This is a genomic window from Paenibacillus sp. EB106-05-06-XG162, from assembly GCF_058791655.1.
In genome coordinates this window covers 31,575-53,880 of record NZ_JBYTDT010000023.1, presented here as the reverse complement: position 1 = coordinate 53,880, position 22,306 = coordinate 31,575, and the positions used below count along the sequence as shown (strand labels likewise).

The following is a 22,306-nucleotide window of genomic DNA, read 5'->3' as shown; positions in this document are numbered from 1 at the left end:
TGTCTTTGCTTAACTAACGCGCAGGACACTTCCAATATGTGTTAATATATAACTACTAAAGAAATCGGAACGGGGGAAGCATGTGAAATTTTACATAGCATCCAGTCTCAAAAATATAGAAAATGTACGGCGAGTTGCTGAAAGTTTAAAAGCCCGTGGGTTTATACAAACGTACGATTGGACAACACACTCAAATATAGACTCCATATCAAAACTCTGTAAAATTGGCCAAGAAGAAGTAACAGGGGTTTTGGATGCAGATGTTGTAATTGTTATATTTCCAGCGGGGAAAGGGAGCCATGTAGAGTTAGGAATTGCTATAGGAGCGAAAAAGAAAATATATTTATACTCCTCAGCACATGAAATCAATGATATCGGAACCACATGTACTTTTTATCATATAGACGAAATCGAACAGATTATTGGCTCATTAGAGGAGTTGATAGATTCTGTCTGTCTAGTGTACCAAACATGATTGAACGACAGGTGGATCATTTAAATTACCAGTTAGATTCCCGCGTCCTGTGTTAGTCCATAATTGGGAGGGCAACAATGAAGTATTTCACTGATATTTTTTTAAGAGAAGTAGTAATAGGTTCTGATGAAGATAAAGAACTAGCTAAATTATGGTCGAAAGCTCATGATGCCTACCTGACTCAATTACTTAAAATTCAACAAAGAATATCAAAAAAAGTATGGAAAATTGAATACGAAAATCTTTTACATGATTTAAATTTTCATAAATTAGAAATTGAACAAGGTAATTCTAACAAGCATCCAACTAATGTGAATTTATTATTTTCTGATTCAAAAATTAATTTGATTCAATACAAGCAAGTCAGATGTATTAATTTTAATTTTGATGAGGCTAGTAATGACATTGATTGTTTAGGTGTTCACGATTGCGTAGCATCTGAATTGCTAGAGGTAAATGATGAGTTCTTATCTCATGAATTATTTTTCTCATCAGGTGCCATAATTTATTTGGAATTCAAAAAAATAGCAATAAAATAAAGCGATAATTTGATTTATCGAAGTGACCATTTTGGTACAATTTGGTTCAGGATCAAATGGAATTATTCAGGGGGCGTATTAAATGAAAGCGATCATGGCTAAACCTTGGAGAAGCGTATTTTCTCCGTCAGAAGGCCACTCCATAACAGGTGATGTGAGAATCATTGATGACTTCTACATCCCTCAGTTAGACGTTGAAAGAAGAGTTTGGATATACCTACCTAGGGGATATGAGAATAGCAGTAAACACTATCCGGTTCTTTATATTCATGACGGTCAGAATGTCTTTGATAAAGTAACATCTAATGGTACGGAGTGGGAAATCGATGAGAGCCTAGAAGAATTGTCGCTTAAGGATGAGTCACTTGAGGCAATCGTGGTAGCGATTGATCACGGCGGGAATGAAGAACGGAATAATGAATATAACGTTTATTTCAATGAAGAATACCAATTCGGCGGAAAAGGTGAGTATTATATTGCGTTCTTGGTTGAAACATTAAAACCTTTTATCGACAGCCAGTATAGGACCCTTCCAGAACCTGAAAGTACAATCATTGCTGGTAGTTCTTTTGGAGCGTACATTTCGTTGTATGCAGCCGTTAAACATCAAGATGTTTTCGGGAAGGTTGGGGCTTTTTCTTTAATGATGTGGCAAGAACAAGGCCAATTAATAGATCTCATTACTTCAAATAAAATAAATCAAGATATGAAAATATACATAAGCATTGGTGTAAATGAAATCGATCATCCTTCGAACAACAAATTAGTGAATGATTTAGCAGCGCTTACCTATACAACTTTGAATCAGTCAGGAGCTGCTGAAAATGGAGTTTATTTTGATGTTGTTAGAGAAGGAAAGCACCATGAGGATACCTGGAAGGGATTATTTCCTGTTGCTTTTAAGTGGCTATTACAATAGCTAGATTGCAAAAGTTCGATCGAAGATAAACTAAGGTTGCTTGCGTTGAGCCATTACGCTAACGGGATACGATATTTTAATTGCATTAAGGCTGCCGGATGGCAGCCTTTTCTATTCTTACGAAAGGGCAGGTTCGTGTCTGGATCGTAGACTTCGATTAAGGACCGTGCAACCGTTTCTGCATGTTTGGTATAATACATGGTACAAAGCATTCGAGGAGATGTTCATGATCAAAATACTTGTGGTGGATGACGAGAGCAGCATTCGCGCGGCTGTAGCTTATGTGCTGCGTAGGGAAGGGTATGAGGTGGAGATGGCTGCGGACGGCAAGGAAGCGCTGGACAAGGTGGAGACGTTCCAGCCCACAGTGATGGTGCTCGATGTCATGATGCCTCGTGTAAGCGGATATGATGTATGCCGCAAGCTGGATGGTCGTCCGCGGCCTGCGATTCTGTTGCTGACTGTCAAGGATGATATTGTCGATAAAGTACTGGGACTGGAGCTAGGCGCTGACGATTACATGACCAAGCCCTTTGATATGCGGGAGCTGCTGGCCAGAGTCAAGGCGCTATCACGTCGTGGAGGTTATGTGGAGCAAATGCACCAGGAGCAGCAGGATGTACTGAGACTTGGAGAACTGTCCGCCGAGCAGTTCAGCCGTGCTGTGTCTATTCAAGGTGAACTACTGGATTTAACACCGAAGGAATTTGATCTACTGGTGTTACTGATGCGCAATCCGGAGCGGGTCTATTCACGGGAAATGCTGCTGGAGCAGGTATGGAATATGGATTTTGCAGGTGGCACCCGCACGGTGGACATCCATGTGCAGCGTCTGCGCAAAAAACTGGGCAGTCACCACGGACTCATTCAGACCGTTTACGGCATTGGTTATAAAAGCACGGGGTCACCCTAGATGATCGGCAAATTTCGGCTCGGCCTGAAGGGGAAAATATCGTTGTTTCTCGCCCTGTTGCTCGTTTTTATCGTAACCTGCCTGAGCGTGCTGGTGCTGAGCGGCATCCGGGAGAACCAGCGAACGATGTTGGAGCAGTCTTTTACCCAACAGGCAGAAGCCGCCAATCTTCGCGTGCGGGAGGAATATCTGTCCGGAAGCAGGATACCACCGGATCAGTTTATGGAGCAGACAGGTCAACGACTGGCTGTGGATTTGGGCGCGCAGAGCGGTATGGCGGTGACGCTGTATACGGTGGATGGCGCATTTGCCGGCACCTCGCTACCATTTCAGCCACAGGCCGATGTGCGGGATGCGCTGCAATTTACGGCTCAGGGGCAGTCGGCATACATTACCGAAGGAGACCAACTGTTGTTCCTCGCACCGTTGTACAATGCCGATCAGCGTCTTGGTACGGTGCAGTTTCATGCATCGCTTGCCGAGCAAAATGCATTTTACGCACGTATTCGCCAGTTGTTTCTTCTTGCCGGTGCCATCGTGCTGGGTGTCGGATTCCTAATCGGATACGTGTATGTTCGGCGGCAGGTCAATATCATTGCCCGGCTGAACAAGGCCGCATCACAAATTGGTCAAGGGGATTATCTGTCGGCCCCTTCAGTGATCAGAAAGGATGAGCTAGGCGAGCTGGCACAAGGAATCTATGACATGAGCAGCAGGATCTCCACGTCTGTCGGCGACCTGCATGAAGAGAAGCAGAAGCTAATTGAAACGGTAGGACGGTTGCGAGAGTTGGAGCAGCAGCAAAAACAGTTCATCGGCAATATCAGCCATGAGCTAAAGACGCCGTTAACTTCGATTATCGCGTACGCCGACCTGTTGGCAATGTACAGCGATGATCCTGCCCTACTGGACGATGCCGGAAGACGCATCCATGTGGAGGCACAGAGACTGTACGGTCTTGTGGAGAAGGCGCTACAGTTATCAGCGATGGACGTTTACGAGTTTGAGACACAGGTGGAAGCGGTTCCGCTGCGGCCCTTGCTCGAGGAAGCTGTGGCCCGGCTGCAAGGAAAGGCGGACAGCTGCAGGGTTACGATTCATACTTCGCTTGTTGAAGGTGAGGTGTGGGCCGATCCCGAGAACGTGATGCACATCATGCTCAATTTACTGGACAATGCGATCAAATATAACCGCCCAGGCGGACAAGTTCACCTGCTGAACTACACGGCAGCGTCAGCAGACGGAACACACCGGATGATCATTGAGGTTGCCGACACGGGAATCGGTATTCCCGAGTACGCCGTATCCCGAATTTTCGATCCGTTCTATACGGTCAGTCGAGACCGGTCAAGAGCTAGCGGCGGAACTGGACTTGGGTTAGCTCTGGTTCGCAATCTGACCGAGAAGCAAGGCGGAACGGTACAGCTGGTAGAGACGGGACCGGACGGATCGCGTCTCAGGGTGGAGCTTCTACTGCATGCCTTCGGTTCGAAGAGGATAATATATACACCAAATGACGAAGCCCGGAATGAATGAGATCATCCGGGCTTTTCGCCATGATTCAGACAATGCCGGCTACTGGATTGTTTACAAGTTCGTTACAAGTCGGATATGTTTATGCAATATTGTCTCTATATACTAAAGGCCATGGAGGAGCTTTACATCGGGTTGGATCGAAACGAGACAACAACTGGATCAAGCGGCCCGGGTCTGAATAATTTTTGAAGCAGGAGGTCCCTGATGAACAAAGGGAAGTACATCGCCGGTCTGATTGCCGCGACCTTGCTGACTGTCGGCATCTTATCCGGCTGTGACGTAGAGCGGAAGGACAGTACAGCACAAGTAGGCAACACGCCGGATACAACTGGCCAACCTAGCTCCGGGGCGGGAGGAGGAAAGCGTGAACTGACAGTCGTCAAAGAGAGTAAACCGCCTGCTGAACAGGGCATTGCCGTTCAGCGTATACATCAGGTAAATGGCGCAAATATCGAGAAATGGCTCTCAGACCATGAACTGGAGATTCAAGTCACCACCGTGGAAAAACAAGCTACCGCGACGGAGGAAGCACAATATAGCTACCATCGGTTCCGTCTCGATCTGGAGACTGGCGATCGGCAGAGCATCAAGGAACAGACAGAAGCGGACCAGGGAGAAGTCATCAAAACTTTCCTATCGCCGGATGGGAAATACAGCTTCATTCAGACCTGGAAGGACAAATATAAGGCCGTTAACGAGATCAAGAATATGGCTACAGGGGAGCGGCATGAGGTCACAGTCGACAATTATATGGAAGTGGGCGGCTGGCTCAATAATGACTCCTATGTTCTTGCAGCCGGCTCGATGAAGGGCCGAGGCGAGATATGGAACATTTCCGTGGACGGTACCCGGAAGAAGATCGAGCTGCAGGATCCTGATGTTGAGATCTTCACCGAATTTGCTACGGGCAACGGGAAGATTTACTACACCGATGCCAAGAGCCGTATGAAGAGTTTCACCCCCACACAATCCCGGCCAACCCTGCTTGCTAAGGACGTCTCAACTATGAGTCTATCCCCTGACAGTCAGCGGATCGCCGTCTCCACCGCGAGAAGCGGCGGGCAGGAAGACTCGCGTCTGCTCATCTACGACACGGGTGGTCATGTACAAGGTTTGTTGATCGGTAAGGGCGATTTGCTGTCCCATCAGTCATGGTCCCCCGATTCCTCCAAGCTGTCCTTCGCGGTCTATACCGAGGATAAAGGCGGGATGAATGGGATCTATATCTTTGATACGGTCTCGGGCAAGGTATCGCCGCTAGGGTTATCGTATTATCCGGTATACCCGCTGAGCTGGAACCCTTCTGGCACGAGGCTGGGTATTACCGTGGACGATAAAGAGAAGCTAATCGTCACGCATATTGTGGATTTCAAAAAATGATATTGTTCAGAAAAAAAGGAGAGAATCGATATGAAAAAAACACTTTTGACCGCCATCGTATTGGGAATGACTTTATCGGGAGCCGCCGGCGTATATGCCGGAAGTAAGCTGGAGAAGATCAACGCATATCTGAATCACGGCATTACCTTTAACGTAAACGGATCCGATCAATCGTTAACGGATAGTAACGGCAAAAAGCTGGCGCCAATCACCTATCAGAATACGACGTATTTGCCGGTGCGGGCCATCGCCAACCTGGCTGGAATCCAAGTAGGATTCGATGCCGCTAGCCAGCAAATTCGGCTTGAAACAGCACAGGACAGCGGTAACCCCGCAGATAAATGGACAACCATCCATTACAGCGAAACACAAATCAAGGCCATCAAAGAGACTTACGCCAAGTTTGAATCCTTTGAGACAGCCTATGTTCCACAGCAAATGGCCAAAAATGACAGCTACGTTAAAGCAGCAGCTACGGGCGATGGAGTCAATCTGATCTTTAAGCATATGACGGTGAACGTGTCGCCGCGGGATTATTCCGATGGCTATAAATCCAAGGAGGTTAAGCTGTCCAACGGCGTGAGCGCGAAGTGGTATACGCCTTCCAAAACCCCGCTGTTAGGTTTCCAATTGGACGACCGGACAGTGACGATCAGCTCCCCTGACGGTACCCTGAACAGCAGCCAAATTGAACAGGTCGCTGTTAGCGTAGCTGAACTGAAGTAAGGAATCGAGGAATCGCAACAGTACAGTTTTTTTAAAACGAAGAAGAACTCCTGATTAGGGGGTTCTTTTTTATCTGTTTAAATCGGAAACGTCACTTGTTGACGTATTAGGTGCTGTAGTATGTTAACCTTGATTCAGCCACGACTAGCGTTTCTGAAATCACGTGCAACTTTCCATTATATGGAGTCGTTTAAGAAGTGAAACAGACGGGACAACGGCTATTGAGTGAAGAGCGAGAAAACTTTTAGGAGTGAACAAATGTGAGGATATATTCTAAAAGCATTAGAATATTGATTGGTGTGGTTTTTATCGTTTGTGTAGTGGGAGGTGTAATGGTATTCCAAAGCACATATGCTAAAAGTACGACTATTCAAAGCCACACAAATTCTCCTAACTATCCTGAAAATGAACTTGGACAGACATACGGTTCTGCGGAAGAAGCCACCTCCGTTGAAATGCTACCTGATTTAATCCATGCAGGAAGTGTGAATGGCATTAATGGGTATATTCTGAGAAAAGATTATCTCGGTGAACCTGGCGATGTCCCACTATATGATGTTTATGGGAAAACCATAATTGGTTCTTTTCATATTGGCGCTAAGAATATGAATTTTCCTAAAAATAATAACGGACAAACATACGGATCTATCGCAGATGCTACTTCTCCAGAATCGGAACCTGAGTTAATCAGCGCTATGGGTGTGGATGGCACGACAGGATATGTACTGAATAAAGACTTAGATGGTGAGCAACCAAAATCACCCGAGGAAGCCATTGCGATACAGAACAGTAGATCACCAGGTGGTCGTGATATTCCGCTGTATGACGTTGATGGTGAAACCGTAATTGGTGAGTTTCATAATGGAGGAGAGTAATAAAAAAGTATGTTAAGTGTTCCGCTAACGAGGAACGATAGTTCAATAAAAGAGAAGTTCAATAAAGATGCCACTTCATTTATTCGGGGCGGTGATTGTTTTTAGATGAAAAGGCAGATGATATTAATCGGCTTAATAGTTATTGTTATTTGCGCGGCGTGGATCGTATATAAACGTTTCCTCGTTCAATCGACGTAACGTTGACGGGTGTTAAGTATCAGCTTAGCGCTGAGGGTGCGAAGGCGGGTACGGAACCAGCTACGGTAGTAATTCAGGGCAAATTGTATACGAGCCTGAAGGGTGAACATACATTCAAAAGTGAAGTGAGTATGTTATTCGCTGAGGTAAGCGACAGAAGGAGTAGTTTCTGTGGCAGTTGATCATAATAATTCTATTAAACTAACGTACACTATAGCTTGATAAATTCACTAAAACGCGGCTGCCAGCATGGATCGGTAGCCGCGTTGCGTTAACGAACAGGTTGGTTGAAGAAGGAATTTGTTTTTATTTCTTGAATTTCTAATTTAATCGAAAAATTAAAGAAATTAGAGAAGAGAGCGAGTTTATTATGATGATAAAAGGTTTCGGGGGAATATTTTGGAGGACTAAAAATCTAGATGCTATAAAAAAATGGTACAGTGAAGTGCTGAAGATTGAAATAGAAAATTGGAATGGGACTATTATTAAACCCCATTCAGGAAATGAAACCATCTTTTCTTTCTTTACTGAAGATGACCTTTACTTCCCAACAGATCAACAAGTGATGTTAAATTTCGAAGTTTATAATCTAAACGAGACTATTAAGCATCTTGAACAAATTGGTGTACCTCTTGTAAAGGAAAAAGAGATTAGTGAATATGGTAAGTTTATTTGGATTAAAGATCCTGAAGGTAGACTGGTTGAGCTCTGGGAGAAATAACGGGTTGTAATTATTATGTTGAACAAACGGCAGCCAGCATTGAACTGCACCCCGTCAAGTAGACAGTACAAATAATAAAAACAGTTAAGCGGCCTTGTTCCTGAATTCCATTGGACTAAGGCCGTTTAATTTTGCTTGTAATCGTTCGTTATTGTAAAAATGAATGTAGGTCTCGACGTCCTTCTTGAGATCATCAAAGGTTTCGTACGTGTGTAAATAATACTTCTCACATTTTAGAGTCCCCCAGAAGGATTCCATTGGGCCGTTATCGATGCATCGACCAACTCGAGACATACTCTGAGACAGCCCGTTTTTGTCCAAAAGCTTTTTAAAGTCCAACGATGTGTATTGAAATCCACGATCACTGTGAAGCATAGGTTTGCTTCCTGGAGCTGCTTGCAAAGCTTGCTCCAACGTCTGAAATACCAGCGGATTGTTATTGGAATGCCCCAATACAAAGGAGACGACGGATTTATCATGGAGATCTAGAATAGCGCTTAAATAGGCTTTTTGACCATGTCCATATTTGAATTCGGTCACATCCGTGACCCACTTCTCATTTGGTACTGAAGCCTCAAATTTACGGTTTAACAGGTTCTCTGCCACTTGCTGTGGAGTGGGATGCACATATTTCGCTCTTTTCCTACGGATTACAGACTGAATCCCCCTTAGCTTCATCAGCCGGTACACACGCTTATGGTTGATCGTTTTTCCGGTTTGCTTGCGCATATGTAGAGTTAATTGACGGTATCCAAAGGTACGCTCCACTTTCTCATAGATGTTCAGCATCACCTGCGCCAACTGCTCATTCTCTAGCTCATGAAAGCTGGGTCTACGATTTAGCCACTTGTAATAGCTCGAGCGTGCAATCCCTGCAATTTCACAGAGAAGCTGAATGCGCATTGATGCATCCTTGTGAAGAGCTTCAATGGCAAGGTAAACCGTTTCCTGTCGTATATGACCTAGCGTCGCCTTCTTCGAGTTCCTCTAACTTTTTTAAGAATGCATTCTCAGTCCAAAGGCGCTCAATTTCGTACTCCATTTGCTTCATCTTGAGTTTCTGTTGATCAGCCTCTGTTATCTCTTCAGGTGCTTTCTTTCTGCCTCGACCATCTTTTAACGCATCCTGACCACGATCCTCGAACTTTTTCACCCATTGATATACTTGCTGGTAAGAAACCTGAAATTGTTCCGCCGTCTTTTGGTAGTCATGCTGATTAACCAGGCAATACTGAACAATCTCTATCCGTTCCTGCCACGTTGTAGAGCGACCTTTTGTCATAGCTTTTGTTTCTCCTCTGTAGGCTTTTAAGCTGCTATGACCATTATACTTCTTAATCCAATCGGAAAGTTGTCTCGTACTAGCTATCTTGTATTTCTCAATGATCTGATACTGAGAAAGTCCCCCTTCAAGATAATCCTTCACAGCTTGGAGTTTAAGTTCAGCGCTGTAACTTCGGTTATGGGTACGGCGCTCCAGCCCTTCATAACCATACAATTTGTAGCGTCGTTGCCATTTCATTAACGTTGTTTTGTTAATCTCATACTTTTTAGCAGCAGCTAGAAAACCAATCTCTCCATTTGAAACTTCTTCAATGATGTTGAGTTTTTCTAGTGCATTATATTTTTTCCTGACCACGAAAAAACTCCCTTTACAGTAACAGGTTTTATTTTTTAACCTGTCTACCGTAGGGGGAGCATATCACATATGGGCTGTCGTTTTCTCTACTAGTACGAACACATTCATCTTGACCAATTCCTAACATTATAGTTTCATACGGCACGTGCGTAGAGACGGCTTGCTACTGCCTGAATAGATTGTAATACCTGTAGAAAAGAGGTGATGAACGATGGCTGTAAAATCCAAGATGACAAGGAACAGCGCAAAGCAATGGATAGGTCAACCAGTATATATCGAATTAAAGAACGGGCGCTCTTATGTTGGTTGGGTCACAGGTGCAGAGAGAGGGCAATTGATTTTGTCCGGACAGAGTAGCACGCGGAAGACAAAATTTATTTCTAAAAAAGGTGTACGCAAAGCTCGGGTTTCAAGTTTTATACCAGGTATGTTGGGGTCAATGATTGGGAGCGGTTCGATGTTTGGCGGTGCTATGAACCCCGGCGCCGGGGGCATCGGTGGAGGAAGCGCAGCAGGTGGAATAGGTGGGGGCTTTGGAGGCTTAGGGAGCATCATGGGATTTATGGGAAAAGCATTCCCTTTAATGAGGATGGGCTTTGGAATGATCAAATCCATTATGCCGATTATGAAAATGTTTAACGTTTAAGGATTATACCAGCTTTGCAGACTAAGCTGTCAGCGAAGCTGGTTATCTACATCGTACTAATATGAGAGTATTTTGGTTATATTCAATCAAAAAACGAAACAAACAACCTCTTTTACATGTTTTGGTCCCATGAAGATACACACCTACCAAATTGTCGGTTGACAAGAACATTGTCCGAATGAAGTCCGCTGAAAATGCGGGCTTTTTCGTATATCGGATCAAGTTCTTGTCATTTGGCGATGAAAAAACTTGATCCGATTCTTTTGAACGTTGGCCGTTACGATAAGCTTGTTTATACCGGTGGGAAAATGGAATCCTTCCGCTCGCCGTCTCTTACGCTCAGCAACGATTCCGACACAAAGCCGTCGATTCGTGCGTCATACTCTTCCCACGCATAATCATTGTTCTGGATGATCAACTTCGGGATCGGCCACGCATCGATGACCTCGCGGACGAATGCCTGGCTTGCGCTCCACACCTCGCCAGCCTGAACGAAATCTTCGTCCGATTGAAAGGAGACCGGTCCCCATTCGTTGCCCCGAATGCCGCATATGTACCGCCACTGCCCTTCGACATCGGTGTGGTAATAGTAGATCAGGTGAGGGTTCAGCGGCATCAACAACAGTTGCAGCGATTCGGTAAAGCTTTGGAGCTGCGAGATATTCATGCCTTGCAGATGCGAGACGCTGACAATGTCCTGGAAAAGGACGCTTTCGATAATGACGATGTCTTCGGGGCTGCTTAACTGCACCTCGACGAACCGGCCGTACCGGTCAACTAGCTGCCGAATGAAGGCGTTGGCACCTTCTGCGGTATTCAACGCATAGTACTGCTCCATGGGAGGCAGCAAAGGGTGATTTTCTTCCTGCTCGAGCAGGCATCTTGCGCTTACGCCTTGCGCTGTCAACCGGTTATGAATGCGGGTCGCCGCCGTCGTTTTGCCGGAGCCGGGGATACCGTCGATAATAAGCAATCGTTTCGTAGAATGAATGGATGGTGAGTGTCGTTGTTCGTTCATGGATGTTTCGGAATGCCTCCTTTGGTAAGTATATCGATTATACTTTCGACATTAGGAAGAAATTCCCTCTCTTCGACGGGGGCGAAATACCTTCCTTTTCTACTGTCGAGAATAGGGAAGGTATGCTAACATAGCAGCAGGAAGTGGGATAACTACCGAGCAGCGGTATCGTTCCAACATCGCATTCAACGCTGCGGGTCGAGACAAGCTAAGTCTAATAGGGGAGAGGCAATTGTGCTCTGGACAATAAATTCGGAAATGAGGGTGTTTATGAGAATGCTACAGAGAAAATTGATCGTGCTGGTGAGAGTTTTGACAGCCGCCGTTATGGCAATTACTTTCTTGAATATAGATTACCAGCACGGCAGCCCAAACAAAAACGTCGCTCTCGCTGCCGCCAAAGTGAATAGAGGTATAACCGTATTATGGAATGGCAAACCGTTGAAACTTGAGTCCGCTCCCGTTTTGCGGAAAGGCATTGTATTTCTGCCGATGAGGGAACTGTTTAGTGTCATGGGTGCAGAAATAATTTTTAATAAAGGACACATTGATGTTCATCAGGCAGATCACTATCTCGGACTGGATGTTGACAGCCTTAAGGCAAATGTGGATGGATCGAACGAAACTTTGCATGCGGCGCCATTTTATTCTGGTGGCAAAACCTATATCTCTCTCGATCTGCTATCTCAAGCTTTCGGCGCTAAAGAAAAGTGGGATCCAAAATCACAGCAAGCGGATATTCGCTGGAAAGGTCCAGATATTCTGTCATTCCAGCCGGGGATCGCCATTAAGTTCCCGAAAGGCTCCGATTCCGATGAAGAAAAGGTGATCCAGCTGGTGAAGAAAGCAATGCAAGCCATTGCAGACAAAGAAAAGTCGGTTCTGCGCTCGACAATGGATGAGAATGCCGATTACCTGGATTTTCTCATCGAATCAAAGATTCAATACCGCTTCACTCAGCTGGTCCACATCGAACCTTACGACGATTCGACGGGCCGGAAAAACATCACTTTAGGATTCTACACCCTGAATGCAGGAATCATCGAACACGGGAACTACATCTTTACATCGCTCAAGAACAAACAGGGAAAATGGTATATCGCAAATATTGACTGAGGAGAACCCCCCGGCACCTTATGCAAGAATTGACTTAAAGAAGTCGTTCAGCTAAACAGGCAAGAATTCAATTAACAAGGAACGATAGTTCAAAAAAGACTTTTGAAGGCAACAGAGGAATGTTTCGGAGACATCCGTACGGCTCCGGATCAAAAGAAATGAAATAGACGAATACATGAATCCTTGCTCCATTCGGATCAGGGATTTCATGTTTTCGTCTCAACCATTGCAAAGCATTAAGCTCTTATCCCTTTAGCGAGCCGGACGTGATGCCGTTAATGATATATTTTTGCATGAAAATGTAGAACAGAATGAGTGGTGCGACCGCCAGGAGCATCATCGGGAAGAAATTCGTCCAGTCGGTCGAGAATTGCCCAATATTGCGGAACACCTCTAAGAGCAATACACCCTTTGAACGGGATTGCAAGAACAACAATGGTGTCATGAAATCATTCCACACACCAAGTGTATTCAAAATTGCTACCGTGGCAATGACCGGCGTAAGCAGCGGGAATACAATTTGCCAGAAGGTCCTCCAAACCCCACAGCCGTCCACTCTTGCCGCTTCTTCCAGCTCAAATGGAACGGTAGAGCTGATAAAGCTTTTAATTAAAAAGATAGAGAACGGAAGGCTGTAACAAATTTCGATAAGAACAATGCCCGTGAGGGTATTCATAAGCCCAAGCTGGGCGACCTGTTTATAGAGGGCTAAGATCCCCATTTGGTACGGTACCATCATCCCAACCATGAATAACAGGAACACGATCCGATTGAAGTGATTCGTGCGTCGCACCAAGCTGTAAGCAGCCATCGTAGAGAACATAACAATACCCGCAACGGAGGAAATCGTAATGATCAGGTTGTTGCCGAGCACATGCAAGTAGTTCATTGCCTTAAAGGTGCGAATGTAATTGTCGAACGTGATGTTAACTGGAAGGCCCATCGGATCAGAGACCGCATCAGTTGGCGTCTTAAATGTCGTGATGATCAAATAGTAAATAGGGATCATAAAAATCGCCGCTAAGATGAGCATCATAATTTCCGTGACAGCAGTTTTTTTGGAATATCGATTCATGATTATCGCCGCTCCCACATCTTGATTAGTGACATGTGAATAAAGGTGATGATGCCAACGAGAATAACGAAGACGATGCCGAATGCGGCTCCGTAACTATAGAAACCTTCACTGAGCCCTTTCTTGAGCATGAGTGATACGATCGTTTCCGTAGAATACCCTGGGCCACCACCAGTCAAGGCATAAACAATATCAAATACCTTCATGCCATTTATCATCCCCATAACCGTATTGAAAGTGATCGCCGGAAGCAGGAGAGGAAGTGTGATATAGCGGAACATTTGCAGCCCACTCGCTCTATCAATCTTCGCCGCTTCGTAATAATCTGTTGAGATGCTCTGCAAGTTGGCCAAATAAATAACCATCGTGTAACCAACCCACTGCCATACGGAGGCGATGATGACCGAATAGAGTGCAAGATGAGGATCTCCGAGAAAATTGCTGAGTTCAAATCCAAGAGCGACTACAAGTTGATTAATCAAGCCAAAGTCGGAGGGTGAGTACATAAAATTCCAGAGATAACCGATAACCAATACACTGAACACCGCGGGAAGGAAGAACGCAGCCCGAAGCAGATTTTTTGTTTTTAATTTTTTATTGAGGAAGACCGCTAATGGAATGGCCAGTATATTCTGCCCAAGCATCGCGAGTACCGCATAGATTAACGTGTTACGAATACCTGTCAAATAGATTGATTCTTTAAACAGAGCTTTATAATTGTCTAGACCAACAAATTTGACAACGACCGGATGTACATCCGACCAGTTTGTAAAGCTGTATAAAGCGGTCTTTAACGTCGGAATGATGAAAAAGGTACAATAAATAAGTAAGGCAGGAATCAGGATCGGCAGCCGCGTTGCGCTAAAGGGCAGTTTAACTCCACCTTATATTGACTGTATGGTCAGTCATAAGATATAATAACAATGCAAGGGATGATTTAGCATATTGGGGAGGAGATTACTATGGATCTTTTTTACGAAATTCAAGGGGAAGGCTCGCCAATCGTCATGATTCACAGCCCGGGCGTCGATTCGAGGGAGTGGAAGTATGTCGCGCCGATATTGGCGCAATCCCGCAAGGTCATTACCTTCGATGGCCGAGGGACTGGGCGCTCGCCTGCTCCGCAAGTACCGACCAGCCTTGTGGAGGATTTGCGCAAGCTGCTCGAACATGTGGGGGTGGATCGTGTCACGCTAGTTGGTCATTCAATGGGCGGACAGGCGGCGACGGATTTTACGTTATCTTATCCATCGATGGTTGAGCGGCTTGTATTGGTAGCCCCTTCTCTAACGGGATTCACTTTTTCTCAGGAGTTTAACGAGTGGATGGCAGCTGTCAACTTGGCCGCTCCCAATATTGCGAGATTGGTGGAATTGTCTTTAGCCGGTCCGAATTATCGCGTCACGATTGCCAGTCCTCATCGGGATTTCCTTCGTGAAATGGCTGCTCACTACATGACGAGAGTGTTTACCGAATGGCAGAGCTTTGAAGTCCGCTGGCCCGAGCCGCCGGCGATTGAAAGGTTAGAGGAGATTGCTGTAAAGACGTTGTTTATTCATGGTACAGTAGAATGGCCGGACATGATCAAGATTGCCGAGCAATTCAAGCGGGTCCCATCGATTCGATTTGCTGAAATTGAAGGGGCGGATCATATGCTTACCTTGACCCACTCTGAAGAGCTCGCCGAGCACATAAAGCGTTTCGTACAGGGAGAACTCGACAATGCCTCGAACACAGGAAGAGAATGAGCGAATTCGTCAAGTCGCCAAGGAAAATATTCGCACGGCAGCTATGGAGATTTTTATCGAACGAGGGTACCATGACGCTTCGATTGATGATGTAGCGAAGAAGGCCGGCGTTTCCAAAGGCTTGATGTACAATTACTACAGGGGGAAGGAAGGGCTCCTCGAAGAAATGGTACAGAACCGGATCGAAGAAATTAATCAAGTGATGCAAGAGGCGTCCGCTCTTGGTTCACCGTCCGAACAGCTGAAACATATTGTTAAAGGTGCGCTTGACAATGTCAAGCAGCATCCTGAATTGTACCGCTTTTACTTGCATTTGCAAACACAGCCGAAAGAAGATAAAGTACTGTCCAAGTACAGCCAGATACTCAATGAGGCAATGGCCAAACAATTCGAAGTGCAGTGCGGGATGTTCGCCGGACTTGGAACCGCGAATGCGCGATTAAGATCACTATACTTCTCCTCTACTCTTCATGGAATGATGCTGATGATTTGCACCTATCCCGATCAATACCCGACCGAGGAAATGAAAAAACAGATCATCCAGCAATTTTGTACCGATCGATAATCGCACCAAACCGAACAATCGAACTCTACACTCCGCAGACATGCCTCAGCTCCGAACCGTTTGTATCAGCTTAATGCTGAAAAACCGCATCGCCTTCAGAGATCCTTGGCGATATGCTTCCAATAGTCAGATCGCCATTTCAGAGGTAGCTAGAAGAGTTCAGCTCATTCCGCTAACGGAGAACGATAGTTGAATAGAATAAATTGTTGAGCAGGCTGCTTAAGCCTGCTTATTTTATTGAACTAACTGGCAGTTTAGTTCAAAATCAGTTGAGCATTCTCCCCCATATGGTTTGTAAATAAAAAATGAGGAAGCAGACTCAAATCTACTTCCTCATTTTTTTATAAAAATACCATAGTCAAAAATTAATTCTTTAATTTCTGAATTAATTTGTTCAGCACTACGTGCAATTTCATTTTTTTTGAAGGTTCCTTCTTCATTAACTCGATAAAATTCACCAAAATGCGTATAAATTTTTTGTATTGAATGTTGTGCTTCATTTTTTTCTTCAGCAGTCATTTTTTTTTGTTCCGAAACATTATATTCTATAGGAGCTACTGAGTTTGCAAAAACTAATACGCCTGAACTAAGTACTCCTATTGTAATAAGTAAAGATATTTTTTTGATCATTGTTTATTCTCACCTTTCTTTAAGGTTAATTATTAATCATTTAAAGATTTTTAATCATGAGCACTGAACTAACGGGACACTATAGCTTAATAAATAGCTAAGACACGGCTGCCGACATGGATCGGTAGCCGTGTCTTAGCTAACGGGCAGAAGAGTATGGTGGAACGGCTATTTATTATCGGTCTCTATTTTGCCAGAGTAACACATCCGCTTCACCTGCAATATGATGAGTCTAGAAATCTAAAGAGGTGAGCCAATGGCAGTCGTAAAAGCCAGGAAACGGGATATTGATATGTTGGCAAGGTTGCTTCGAGCTGAAGCTGAGACCGAAGGCGAGACGGGCATGCTCCTTGTTGGAAATGTTGGCATTAACCGAGTAAGAGCGAATTGCTCCGATTTTAAAGGAATCCGGACGATTCCCGAAATGATCAATCAGGCGCATGCGTTCGAAGCATTGCAACATAGTTTGTACTATCAAAACGCAAGAGAGAGGGAACGCCGTCTGGCGCAACGGGCTGTGAATGGGGAGCGGGCTTGGCCAGCCAAATTCTCCTTATGGTATTTCCGTCCAGGATCGTTCGAAAATCCCGGACCATGTCCGCCGACTTGGTATAATCAACCGTTAGCAGGACGATGGAAGAAGCACTGTTTTTATGAACCGACCGCGGAAGAATGTGAAAGTGTATATGGTACGTTTTAATTTTATAAACGAAAAGTGCTAAGGATCCTTTAACCTGACTTGTCACATCCATGTGTCGGTTGACAAGAACTTTATCTCATTAAGTGCCTCGTAAATCGTGTTCTTTGGGTTTAGTGCAATAAAATTGTTGTCACGCTCATTATTCGGAAACTATACCGACGTGACAGGCCGTCCAATGTCGGATGACGCAGCGCCTGAAGAGATCCGGGCTGCCGTCGAGACAGCATATCTTACGTTTAAAGTTACTGTATTCCAAGCACTAATAATTGCCCACTGGCTTCGGCTGGTGGGCTTTTTGTTGTTTACAAATAAAAAATAACCATCCGGTAATACAAGGTCGACGGAAGCATCGTATCCTGCCCGCACTGGCGGGGTATTTTATTTCAAGGGAGGAGTTCAGAGTATACATGAAAAAACCCACCCGGCGTAAGCCTTACGAGTGAATTAGTTAAAAGGGAAATGTACATGCGCCGATCCGAGTCTTGAGATTTGGGAGAATAGAATAGCCATATCTATTGGCGATAGATCAAATTCTCGCTGAATCCAGAATTGAATGGTCCCCACATAGGCTGAGGACAGATAAGCAAACAGATACTGTTGTTTTACAGGAATATCCGCTGAATTAGTCTGCCGATATTCTGCTAGGTAGGCGTTCATAAACTGTTGATTTATTAATTCGGTCATCTGGCGTGAAAGATCAGTATCGCCTCCAGGACCTAAGAATACTTTGAAAAAGCGCTTTTGCTCAAATACAAATTCGAATGGACGCACGTAACCTGCTGGTGGATCTTTAAAGGGCTCACGATTTCCTAGCGTGTGGCCAAGTTTTTTTATGATCCGATGAAACTGTTCCAATATCTCATTTTTGAATTGTTCATAAAAATCTTGAATGCCTTGATAGTGCAAATAGAAGGTGCCTCTATTAAGTCCAGCTGTATCAGTCAGTTCTTTTACAGTAATGTTCTCCAATGGTTTTTCTGATGCCAAATCAAGCAAAACTTCTCTTAATAGAGCGCGGGTTCTCAAAATGCGCCGGTCAATTTTTTCAATCATTACAGTTCTCCCTAAAAAAATGTAACTTTACTGATCTTTTTGTGCTCAGCTGTTGATTAATGAACAGAAATATGAATTATGATCATCGATTTTTGAGTGTTCTCATTATAATCAATAAGTAAGAGTTAATCAACACAATGTTCAGTAAAAAGGAGAGTAGTTATGATTAAACACCAAGCAGCCCCAGAATCGTCTGGACAACTTAATGAGATCCCTACACGAAGAACATTCATACTTGCGCTAATGGCTATTATTCCTGGCATGATGATGGTGATGATCGACAGCACTGCAATGAATGTAGCCATTCCCAGTTTGACCAGAGATTTTGGAGTTTCTTTTGACGCGTTACAGTGGGTGATTACTGGTTATATGCTAGCTATGTCCGTTACTATTCCACTTGCAGGTTGGTTCTCGGACAGACTTGGAGCAGCGATAGCTTATATTATAACAGTTATTCTATTTGTAATAGGATCAGTTCTATGTGCATTGGCTCAAAACGCCATGCAGTTAACTATTTTTAGGATTATCCAGGGGCTTGGAGGGGGGATGGTTCAACCAATTGGTATGGCTATGGTGTTTCGCCTTGCACCGGAGAATAAGAAAGGTCAGGTCATGGGCATGCTTGGCATTCCTATGTTGCTAGCACCGGCATCGGGACCCGTCTTGTCTGGTTGGCTATTAGAATCTAGTGGTTGGCATTGGATTTTTCTCATTAATCTTCCCTTGGGAATGCTTACTGTTTATCTAGGAATACGATATTTAGTTGATGCAAAATCTCTAAAAATTACGTATTCCTTGGTTAATAGGCACCCATTGGATATAATTGGGTTATTTTTAGCTCCTATGGCTTTTGTTTTACTCGCTCTAAGCATAAATATTGATGCTGTTTCCTGGCTCGTTTGGCTAATGGGAGCAGCCGGTATCATGTTACTGATTTGGTTATGGCTGCATGAAATAAAACATCCACATCCAATCTTAGCGCTTCAGGCATTCCGAGCAATCAGCTTTAGAAGAGGCATGTTTGTGAGTTGGATACAATACATCGCGCTGAATGGATCACTCGTATTGATCCCACAGTATCTCCAAAATTTCAGAGGGTATAGTCCATTTCAAGCCGGTCTGGTAATGAGCATGCTGGCAATTACTTCCGGATTACTTATGCCGATCGGAGGGAAGATTTTTGATAGGGTGGGTATACGCCCTCTTGAAGGCTCGGGTCTTGGAACGATTGCCTTGGGTTTAATGTTCCTCTCGCAAATTGGCCCGAACACAGGAGGAGTACTGATTGGAGGAATAGTAGGGTTGCTAGGAATTGGAATGGGACTTTGTATGATGTCTCTAAATACCTATATTCTTCAATCGGCTCCCGCGGATCTGATCAGCCGAGTTACACCCTTAACTTCAGCAAGTTCCAATTTAATTATACCTCTTGCGATTGCTGGCTTAAGCAACTTCCTGGCGATTCGAGCTACCGCGAGAACAATACAAGTAGGCGGTAATACATCTATGGCTGAGATGGCGGGTTATTCTGATACCTTCATACTTACAGCTTGCATTGCTTTATTCGGAGCATTGTTCAGTCTACTGCTCAAGCCTAAACGCCAGGAATAGATTTTGGGTATTTCAAGAGTAGTTTAATATGAATTATCTTAACTGGATGCCCAGAAAGGAGTAGCATCAGATTAGATGATTACTATGGACAACGTATTCCTACTATGCTTTGTTGAACAGAATAATTCAAGTAAAGGTAATAATATAGATAAATCAATTTAAATAGGAACCTGTGAGTCGGCTAGAGTGGCGATCAAAAGTACATATTGGAATGTTCTACAAAGGTAAATTGAGACATCTGTCGTTCAATGTGATCGAAAATGGAATTCAAATTAAAAATGATAGGATATCCTGCAAAACGTCAAATGCTGTGCAGGGTAACCTATCATTTTGATTTTCTTACTTATAATACGAGGAAATGAGCGGTACCATATAGCCGGCATTTGTGCTGACTTGAAGGTTAACAGCGATCGTCTTCACACCGCCGATATCGACCTCAATTTCTTTCAATCCATCTTCCGGCGTAATCGTGTCTACCGATTTAAGCAGCACATTCTGATCTAAATCGGAGATATTGACAGATGTCAGATTCCCGTCAATTGCGGCAATCTTAAACACGAGTTTCTGGTACTTCTTATTCGGTGTAAAAAAGAGAGAAGGACCACCACCGCCGTCGAGATGTTCAAAGAGAACTTCTTTGTAATCTGTACCTTTATAATTCGTTTGTTTTGGATCCTTGGAATACGTTGTTTTGTTGAAATCCTCAGATTTCAGCGGCGTGCCATTTACCTTTTCGCCGACAATGATTTCGTTATTTTTCGTGTCAGTCGTGACAGCCACATTTAGTGCGTTACCAATACCTTTAATAGGTACATATGTATTGCCGTTGTAAGTAATGGGTTGAAGCGCTAGTCCTTTGTCATCATTGAACTGTGCTACTTTACCATTGACGCGAACTTTCACGTCTCCATTAAGATACGCTTCAATCTTCTTCATTTTGGTTCCAGCATATACGCCAGTACTGATACCCACAAGCAATGAAGCACCAATAATGCTGGCTACGAGAGCCTTTTTCACTACGAATCCACTCCTTTTTCTACTATTGAGTTAGAAAACTCAATTAACATCATATCCATACAGATTTTATAGGATAATGGAAAAAGTTACAATAGATCCATCTTCTTGTTTTACAAATATTGCAATAACTTCAGGCATGTCTATTAGCAAAGATAAGTCGCGTTATTCATTCGTATCCAAAAGTCCAAAATCGGGGAATAAGTTGATTTCCTTGAACCCACAAGGCAAAACATTGTGGGGCCGTTCTATTGCTGGCAATGTTGTGCAGTATAATAAGGGAACAGTGAAGACTTCATATTTCTCTCATGGAATAGTTTACGATAGTCGGTGACTTCCACTGTGAAATATGCTACACTCCGTACAGCAATTTATACATTTATTGGGGCGGTGAGTAGATGTACTATCGTAAAGCAAATATGAATGATATTAATCAATTGATTCATTTAAGAAAGAAACAACTAGTAGATGAAGGAAGCGAGCCAAATCAAGATATTGATAGCGAACTTAAGAATTTTTTTCACAACAAAATGAGCGATGGTTCGTTAATTGAGTGGATCGTTGAAGACAATGAAGAAACTATTGCTACGGGTGCAATTATCTTCTATGATTTCCCGCCTTCATTCACAAGTATGAGTGGTAAAAGAGGCTATATAACGAATATGTATACGAAAGAAAATTACCGCGGACAAGGGATCGCTACGACTTTGTTAACTAAATTAGTTGATGAAGCTAGAAACGTAGGTGTATCAAAAATTTGGCTCGGTGCTTCAACGTTAGGTAGACCGGTATATAAAAAGTTTGGTTTTCAAGAAGCAGATTATTGGATGGAATTAAATTTTTAGGCAATTACATTTACTCTAATGCCGCGAAAATCGCGGTTTTTTTGTTTCACTGCAAATAGTTGATAATTACGTATAACGATACAAAATACAAAATGAGGAACGACGTCTATTCCGGCCTAGTTCCATACAAATGAAGCCGAAGAATATGCAGCAAAACATAAGAGATTCAGGAGCTCAAAGAAGAGCTTGGGTACTAGTCAAGGATTTACTCTTGCGCTGGGCTCAACCGTTAACATGGAGTAGGCCCTCGACCAAGAGGGCTTTTTTATATTTTATTTTAAAGGAACCTGATTATCTGTTCTTAAACAACAAAATGCTTAAAAATGTTCTATCGAGAACATAGATCCGTGAATGTTTTATGCTG

The 22,306-nt window shown here is 43.8% G+C and carries 24 protein-coding genes; 16 read left to right on the top strand and 8 right to left on the bottom strand.

The annotated features are described in order from the left end of the window. Positions 1-82 precede the first annotated feature (82 nt). From AC3WU2_RS28320 to AC3WU2_RS28280, 9 genes are all read left to right on the top strand, one after another. Positions 83-475, top strand: a complete 393-nt coding sequence (locus AC3WU2_RS28320) for a nucleoside 2-deoxyribosyltransferase (protein WP_492458253.1) — start codon at positions 83-85, stop codon at positions 473-475. A 77-nt stretch (positions 476-552) separates the two neighbouring features. Next, positions 553-1,014: a hypothetical protein gene (locus AC3WU2_RS28315; RefSeq protein ID WP_492458252.1), complete on the top strand. Its 462-nt coding sequence runs from the start codon at positions 553-555 to the stop codon at positions 1,012-1,014. An 82-nt stretch (positions 1,015-1,096) separates the two neighbouring features. Beyond that, complete coding sequence (locus AC3WU2_RS28310; RefSeq protein WP_492458251.1) at positions 1,097-1,933, top strand: alpha/beta hydrolase; 837 nt, start codon at positions 1,097-1,099, stop codon at positions 1,931-1,933. A gap of 226 nt (positions 1,934-2,159) precedes the next feature. Further along, the gene (locus AC3WU2_RS28305) at positions 2,160-2,846 is read left to right on the top strand and encodes a response regulator transcription factor (protein ID WP_492458250.1); all 687 of its coding nucleotides are present in this window, start codon (positions 2,160-2,162) and stop codon (positions 2,844-2,846) included. Then, positions 2,847-4,382, top strand: a complete 1,536-nt coding sequence (locus AC3WU2_RS28300; RefSeq protein ID WP_492458249.1) for a sensor histidine kinase — start codon at positions 2,847-2,849, stop codon at positions 4,380-4,382. 204 nt (positions 4,383-4,586) lie between these two features. Then, on the top strand, positions 4,587-5,762 hold the full coding sequence (locus AC3WU2_RS28295) for a TolB family protein (RefSeq protein WP_492458248.1): 1,176 nt from the start codon (positions 4,587-4,589) through the stop codon (positions 5,760-5,762). A gap of 30 nt (positions 5,763-5,792) precedes the next feature. After that, the gene (locus AC3WU2_RS28290; protein WP_492458247.1) at positions 5,793-6,488 is read left to right on the top strand and encodes a stalk domain-containing protein; all 696 of its coding nucleotides are present in this window, start codon (positions 5,793-5,795) and stop codon (positions 6,486-6,488) included. Positions 6,489-6,748: 260 nt separating this feature from the next. Further along, positions 6,749-7,363 carry a hypothetical protein gene (locus AC3WU2_RS28285; protein WP_492458246.1) on the top strand — a complete coding sequence of 205 codons (615 nt, stop codon included), beginning with the start codon at positions 6,749-6,751 and terminating at the stop codon, positions 7,361-7,363. 571 nt (positions 7,364-7,934) lie between these two features. Beyond that, a complete protein-coding gene (locus AC3WU2_RS28280) occupies positions 7,935-8,282 on the top strand; it encodes a VOC family protein (protein ID WP_492458270.1) in 348 nt (115 codons plus the stop codon). An 84-nt stretch (positions 8,283-8,366) separates the two neighbouring features. Here AC3WU2_RS28280 and AC3WU2_RS28275 read toward each other — a convergent pair whose 3' ends face one another. Continuing rightward, positions 8,367-9,185, bottom strand: a complete 819-nt coding sequence (locus AC3WU2_RS28275) for an IS3 family transposase (RefSeq protein ID WP_492458245.1) — start codon at positions 9,183-9,185, stop codon at positions 8,367-8,369. 22 nt (positions 9,186-9,207) lie between these two features. Beyond that, the gene (locus tag AC3WU2_RS28270) at positions 9,208-9,921 is read right to left on the bottom strand and encodes a transposase (RefSeq protein ID WP_492458244.1); all 714 of its coding nucleotides are present in this window, start codon (positions 9,919-9,921) and stop codon (positions 9,208-9,210) included. 211 nt (positions 9,922-10,132) lie between these two features. Between AC3WU2_RS28270 and AC3WU2_RS28265 the strand changes: the two genes are divergently transcribed. Beyond that, positions 10,133-10,567, top strand: coding sequence for an LSm family protein (locus tag AC3WU2_RS28265; RefSeq protein WP_492458243.1), 435 nt, complete (start codon positions 10,133-10,135; stop codon positions 10,565-10,567). Between the two features lie 292 nt (positions 10,568-10,859). Here the strand turns inward: AC3WU2_RS28265 and AC3WU2_RS28260 are convergent, their stop codons facing one another. Next, positions 10,860-11,585: a P-loop NTPase family protein gene (locus tag AC3WU2_RS28260; RefSeq protein ID WP_492458242.1), complete on the bottom strand. Its 726-nt coding sequence runs from the start codon at positions 11,583-11,585 to the stop codon at positions 10,860-10,862. A gap of 276 nt (positions 11,586-11,861) precedes the next feature. Between AC3WU2_RS28260 and AC3WU2_RS28255 the strand changes: the two genes are divergently transcribed. Continuing rightward, positions 11,862-12,701: a copper amine oxidase N-terminal domain-containing protein gene (locus tag AC3WU2_RS28255; RefSeq protein WP_492458241.1), complete on the top strand. Its 840-nt coding sequence runs from the start codon at positions 11,862-11,864 to the stop codon at positions 12,699-12,701. Positions 12,702-12,945: 244 nt separating this feature from the next. Here the strand turns inward: AC3WU2_RS28255 and AC3WU2_RS28250 are convergent, their stop codons facing one another. Further along, on the bottom strand, positions 12,946-13,776 hold the full coding sequence (locus AC3WU2_RS28250; RefSeq protein ID WP_492458240.1) for a carbohydrate ABC transporter permease: 831 nt from the start codon (positions 13,774-13,776) through the stop codon (positions 12,946-12,948). 2 nt (positions 13,777-13,778) lie between these two features. Next, entirely contained in the window at positions 13,779-14,462 is a 684-nt protein-coding gene (locus AC3WU2_RS28245) for a carbohydrate ABC transporter permease (RefSeq protein ID WP_492458239.1), read from the bottom strand. Positions 14,463-14,738: 276 nt separating this feature from the next. Here AC3WU2_RS28245 and AC3WU2_RS28240 point away from each other — a divergent pair, with 276 nt between their 5' ends. Together AC3WU2_RS28240 and AC3WU2_RS28235 are read left to right on the top strand one after the other, a co-directional pair. After that, a complete protein-coding gene (locus AC3WU2_RS28240; RefSeq protein ID WP_492458238.1) occupies positions 14,739-15,524 on the top strand; it encodes an alpha/beta fold hydrolase in 786 nt (261 codons plus the stop codon). After that, positions 15,499-16,089 (top strand): TetR/AcrR family transcriptional regulator, encoded by a 591-nt coding sequence (locus AC3WU2_RS28235; RefSeq protein ID WP_492458237.1) that lies wholly within the window; start codon positions 15,499-15,501, stop codon positions 16,087-16,089. The genes AC3WU2_RS28240 and AC3WU2_RS28235 overlap by 26 nt, the downstream gene beginning before the upstream one ends. A 333-nt stretch (positions 16,090-16,422) precedes the next feature. On the opposite strand, the gene AC3WU2_RS28230 is transcribed toward AC3WU2_RS28235, so the two are convergent. Next, positions 16,423-16,719, bottom strand: a complete 297-nt coding sequence (locus tag AC3WU2_RS28230) for a hypothetical protein (protein ID WP_492458236.1) — start codon at positions 16,717-16,719, stop codon at positions 16,423-16,425. A gap of 256 nt (positions 16,720-16,975) precedes the next feature. On the opposite strand from AC3WU2_RS28230, the gene AC3WU2_RS28225 reads away from it, so the two are divergent. Then, positions 16,976-17,419, top strand: a complete 444-nt coding sequence (locus tag AC3WU2_RS28225; protein ID WP_492458235.1) for a cell wall hydrolase — start codon at positions 16,976-16,978, stop codon at positions 17,417-17,419. Between the two features lie 444 nt (positions 17,420-17,863). On the opposite strand, the gene AC3WU2_RS28220 is transcribed toward AC3WU2_RS28225, so the two are convergent. Further along, positions 17,864-18,472 (bottom strand): TetR/AcrR family transcriptional regulator, encoded by a 609-nt coding sequence (locus tag AC3WU2_RS28220; RefSeq protein ID WP_492458234.1) that lies wholly within the window; start codon positions 18,470-18,472, stop codon positions 17,864-17,866. 162 nt (positions 18,473-18,634) lie between these two features. Here AC3WU2_RS28220 and AC3WU2_RS28215 point away from each other — a divergent pair, with 162 nt between their 5' ends. Continuing rightward, a complete protein-coding gene (locus AC3WU2_RS28215) occupies positions 18,635-20,083 on the top strand; it encodes an MDR family MFS transporter (protein WP_492458233.1) in 1,449 nt (482 codons plus the stop codon). A gap of 339 nt (positions 20,084-20,422) precedes the next feature. Here AC3WU2_RS28215 and AC3WU2_RS28210 read toward each other — a convergent pair whose 3' ends face one another. Next, the gene (locus tag AC3WU2_RS28210) at positions 20,423-21,100 is read right to left on the bottom strand and encodes a hypothetical protein (RefSeq protein WP_018759883.1); all 678 of its coding nucleotides are present in this window, start codon (positions 21,098-21,100) and stop codon (positions 20,423-20,425) included. Between the two features lie 395 nt (positions 21,101-21,495). On the opposite strand from AC3WU2_RS28210, the gene AC3WU2_RS28205 reads away from it, so the two are divergent. Continuing rightward, a complete protein-coding gene (locus AC3WU2_RS28205; RefSeq protein WP_492458232.1) occupies positions 21,496-21,942 on the top strand; it encodes a GNAT family N-acetyltransferase in 447 nt (148 codons plus the stop codon). Positions 21,943-22,306 lie beyond the last annotated feature (364 nt).

Coding starts and splice junctions, on each gene's coding strand:
- AC3WU2_RS28315 (WP_492458252.1), top strand. CDS start 553: ATGAAGTATTTCACTGATATTTTTTTAAGAGAAGTAGTAATAGGTTCT.
- AC3WU2_RS28310 (WP_492458251.1), top strand. CDS start 1,097: ATGAAAGCGATCATGGCTAAACCTTGGAGAAGCGTATTTTCTCCGTCA.
- AC3WU2_RS28305 (WP_492458250.1), top strand. CDS start 2,160: ATGATCAAAATACTTGTGGTGGATGACGAGAGCAGCATTCGCGCGGCT.
- AC3WU2_RS28300 (WP_492458249.1), top strand. CDS start 2,847: ATGATCGGCAAATTTCGGCTCGGCCTGAAGGGGAAAATATCGTTGTTT.
- AC3WU2_RS28295 (WP_492458248.1), top strand. CDS start 4,587: ATGAACAAAGGGAAGTACATCGCCGGTCTGATTGCCGCGACCTTGCTG.
- AC3WU2_RS28290 (WP_492458247.1), top strand. CDS start 5,793: ATGAAAAAAACACTTTTGACCGCCATCGTATTGGGAATGACTTTATCG.
- AC3WU2_RS28280 (WP_492458270.1), top strand. CDS start 7,935: ATGATAAAAGGTTTCGGGGGAATATTTTGGAGGACTAAAAATCTAGAT.
- AC3WU2_RS28275 (WP_492458245.1), bottom strand. CDS start 9,185: ATGCGCATTCAGCTTCTCTGTGAAATTGCAGGGATTGCACGCTCGAGC.
- AC3WU2_RS28265 (WP_492458243.1), top strand. CDS start 10,133: ATGGCTGTAAAATCCAAGATGACAAGGAACAGCGCAAAGCAATGGATA.
- AC3WU2_RS28260 (WP_492458242.1), bottom strand. CDS start 11,585: ATGAACGAACAACGACACTCACCATCCATTCATTCTACGAAACGATTG.
- AC3WU2_RS28255 (WP_492458241.1), top strand. CDS start 11,862: ATGCTACAGAGAAAATTGATCGTGCTGGTGAGAGTTTTGACAGCCGCC.
- AC3WU2_RS28250 (WP_492458240.1), bottom strand. CDS start 13,776: ATGAATCGATATTCCAAAAAAACTGCTGTCACGGAAATTATGATGCTC.
- AC3WU2_RS28240 (WP_492458238.1), top strand. CDS start 14,739: ATGGATCTTTTTTACGAAATTCAAGGGGAAGGCTCGCCAATCGTCATG.
- AC3WU2_RS28235 (WP_492458237.1), top strand. CDS start 15,499: ATGCCTCGAACACAGGAAGAGAATGAGCGAATTCGTCAAGTCGCCAAG.
- AC3WU2_RS28230 (WP_492458236.1), bottom strand. CDS start 16,719: ATGATCAAAAAAATATCTTTACTTATTACAATAGGAGTACTTAGTTCA.
- AC3WU2_RS28225 (WP_492458235.1), top strand. CDS start 16,976: ATGGCAGTCGTAAAAGCCAGGAAACGGGATATTGATATGTTGGCAAGG.
- AC3WU2_RS28220 (WP_492458234.1), bottom strand. CDS start 18,472: ATGATTGAAAAAATTGACCGGCGCATTTTGAGAACCCGCGCTCTATTA.
- AC3WU2_RS28215 (WP_492458233.1), top strand. CDS start 18,635: ATGATTAAACACCAAGCAGCCCCAGAATCGTCTGGACAACTTAATGAG.
- AC3WU2_RS28205 (WP_492458232.1), top strand. CDS start 21,496: ATGTACTATCGTAAAGCAAATATGAATGATATTAATCAATTGATTCAT.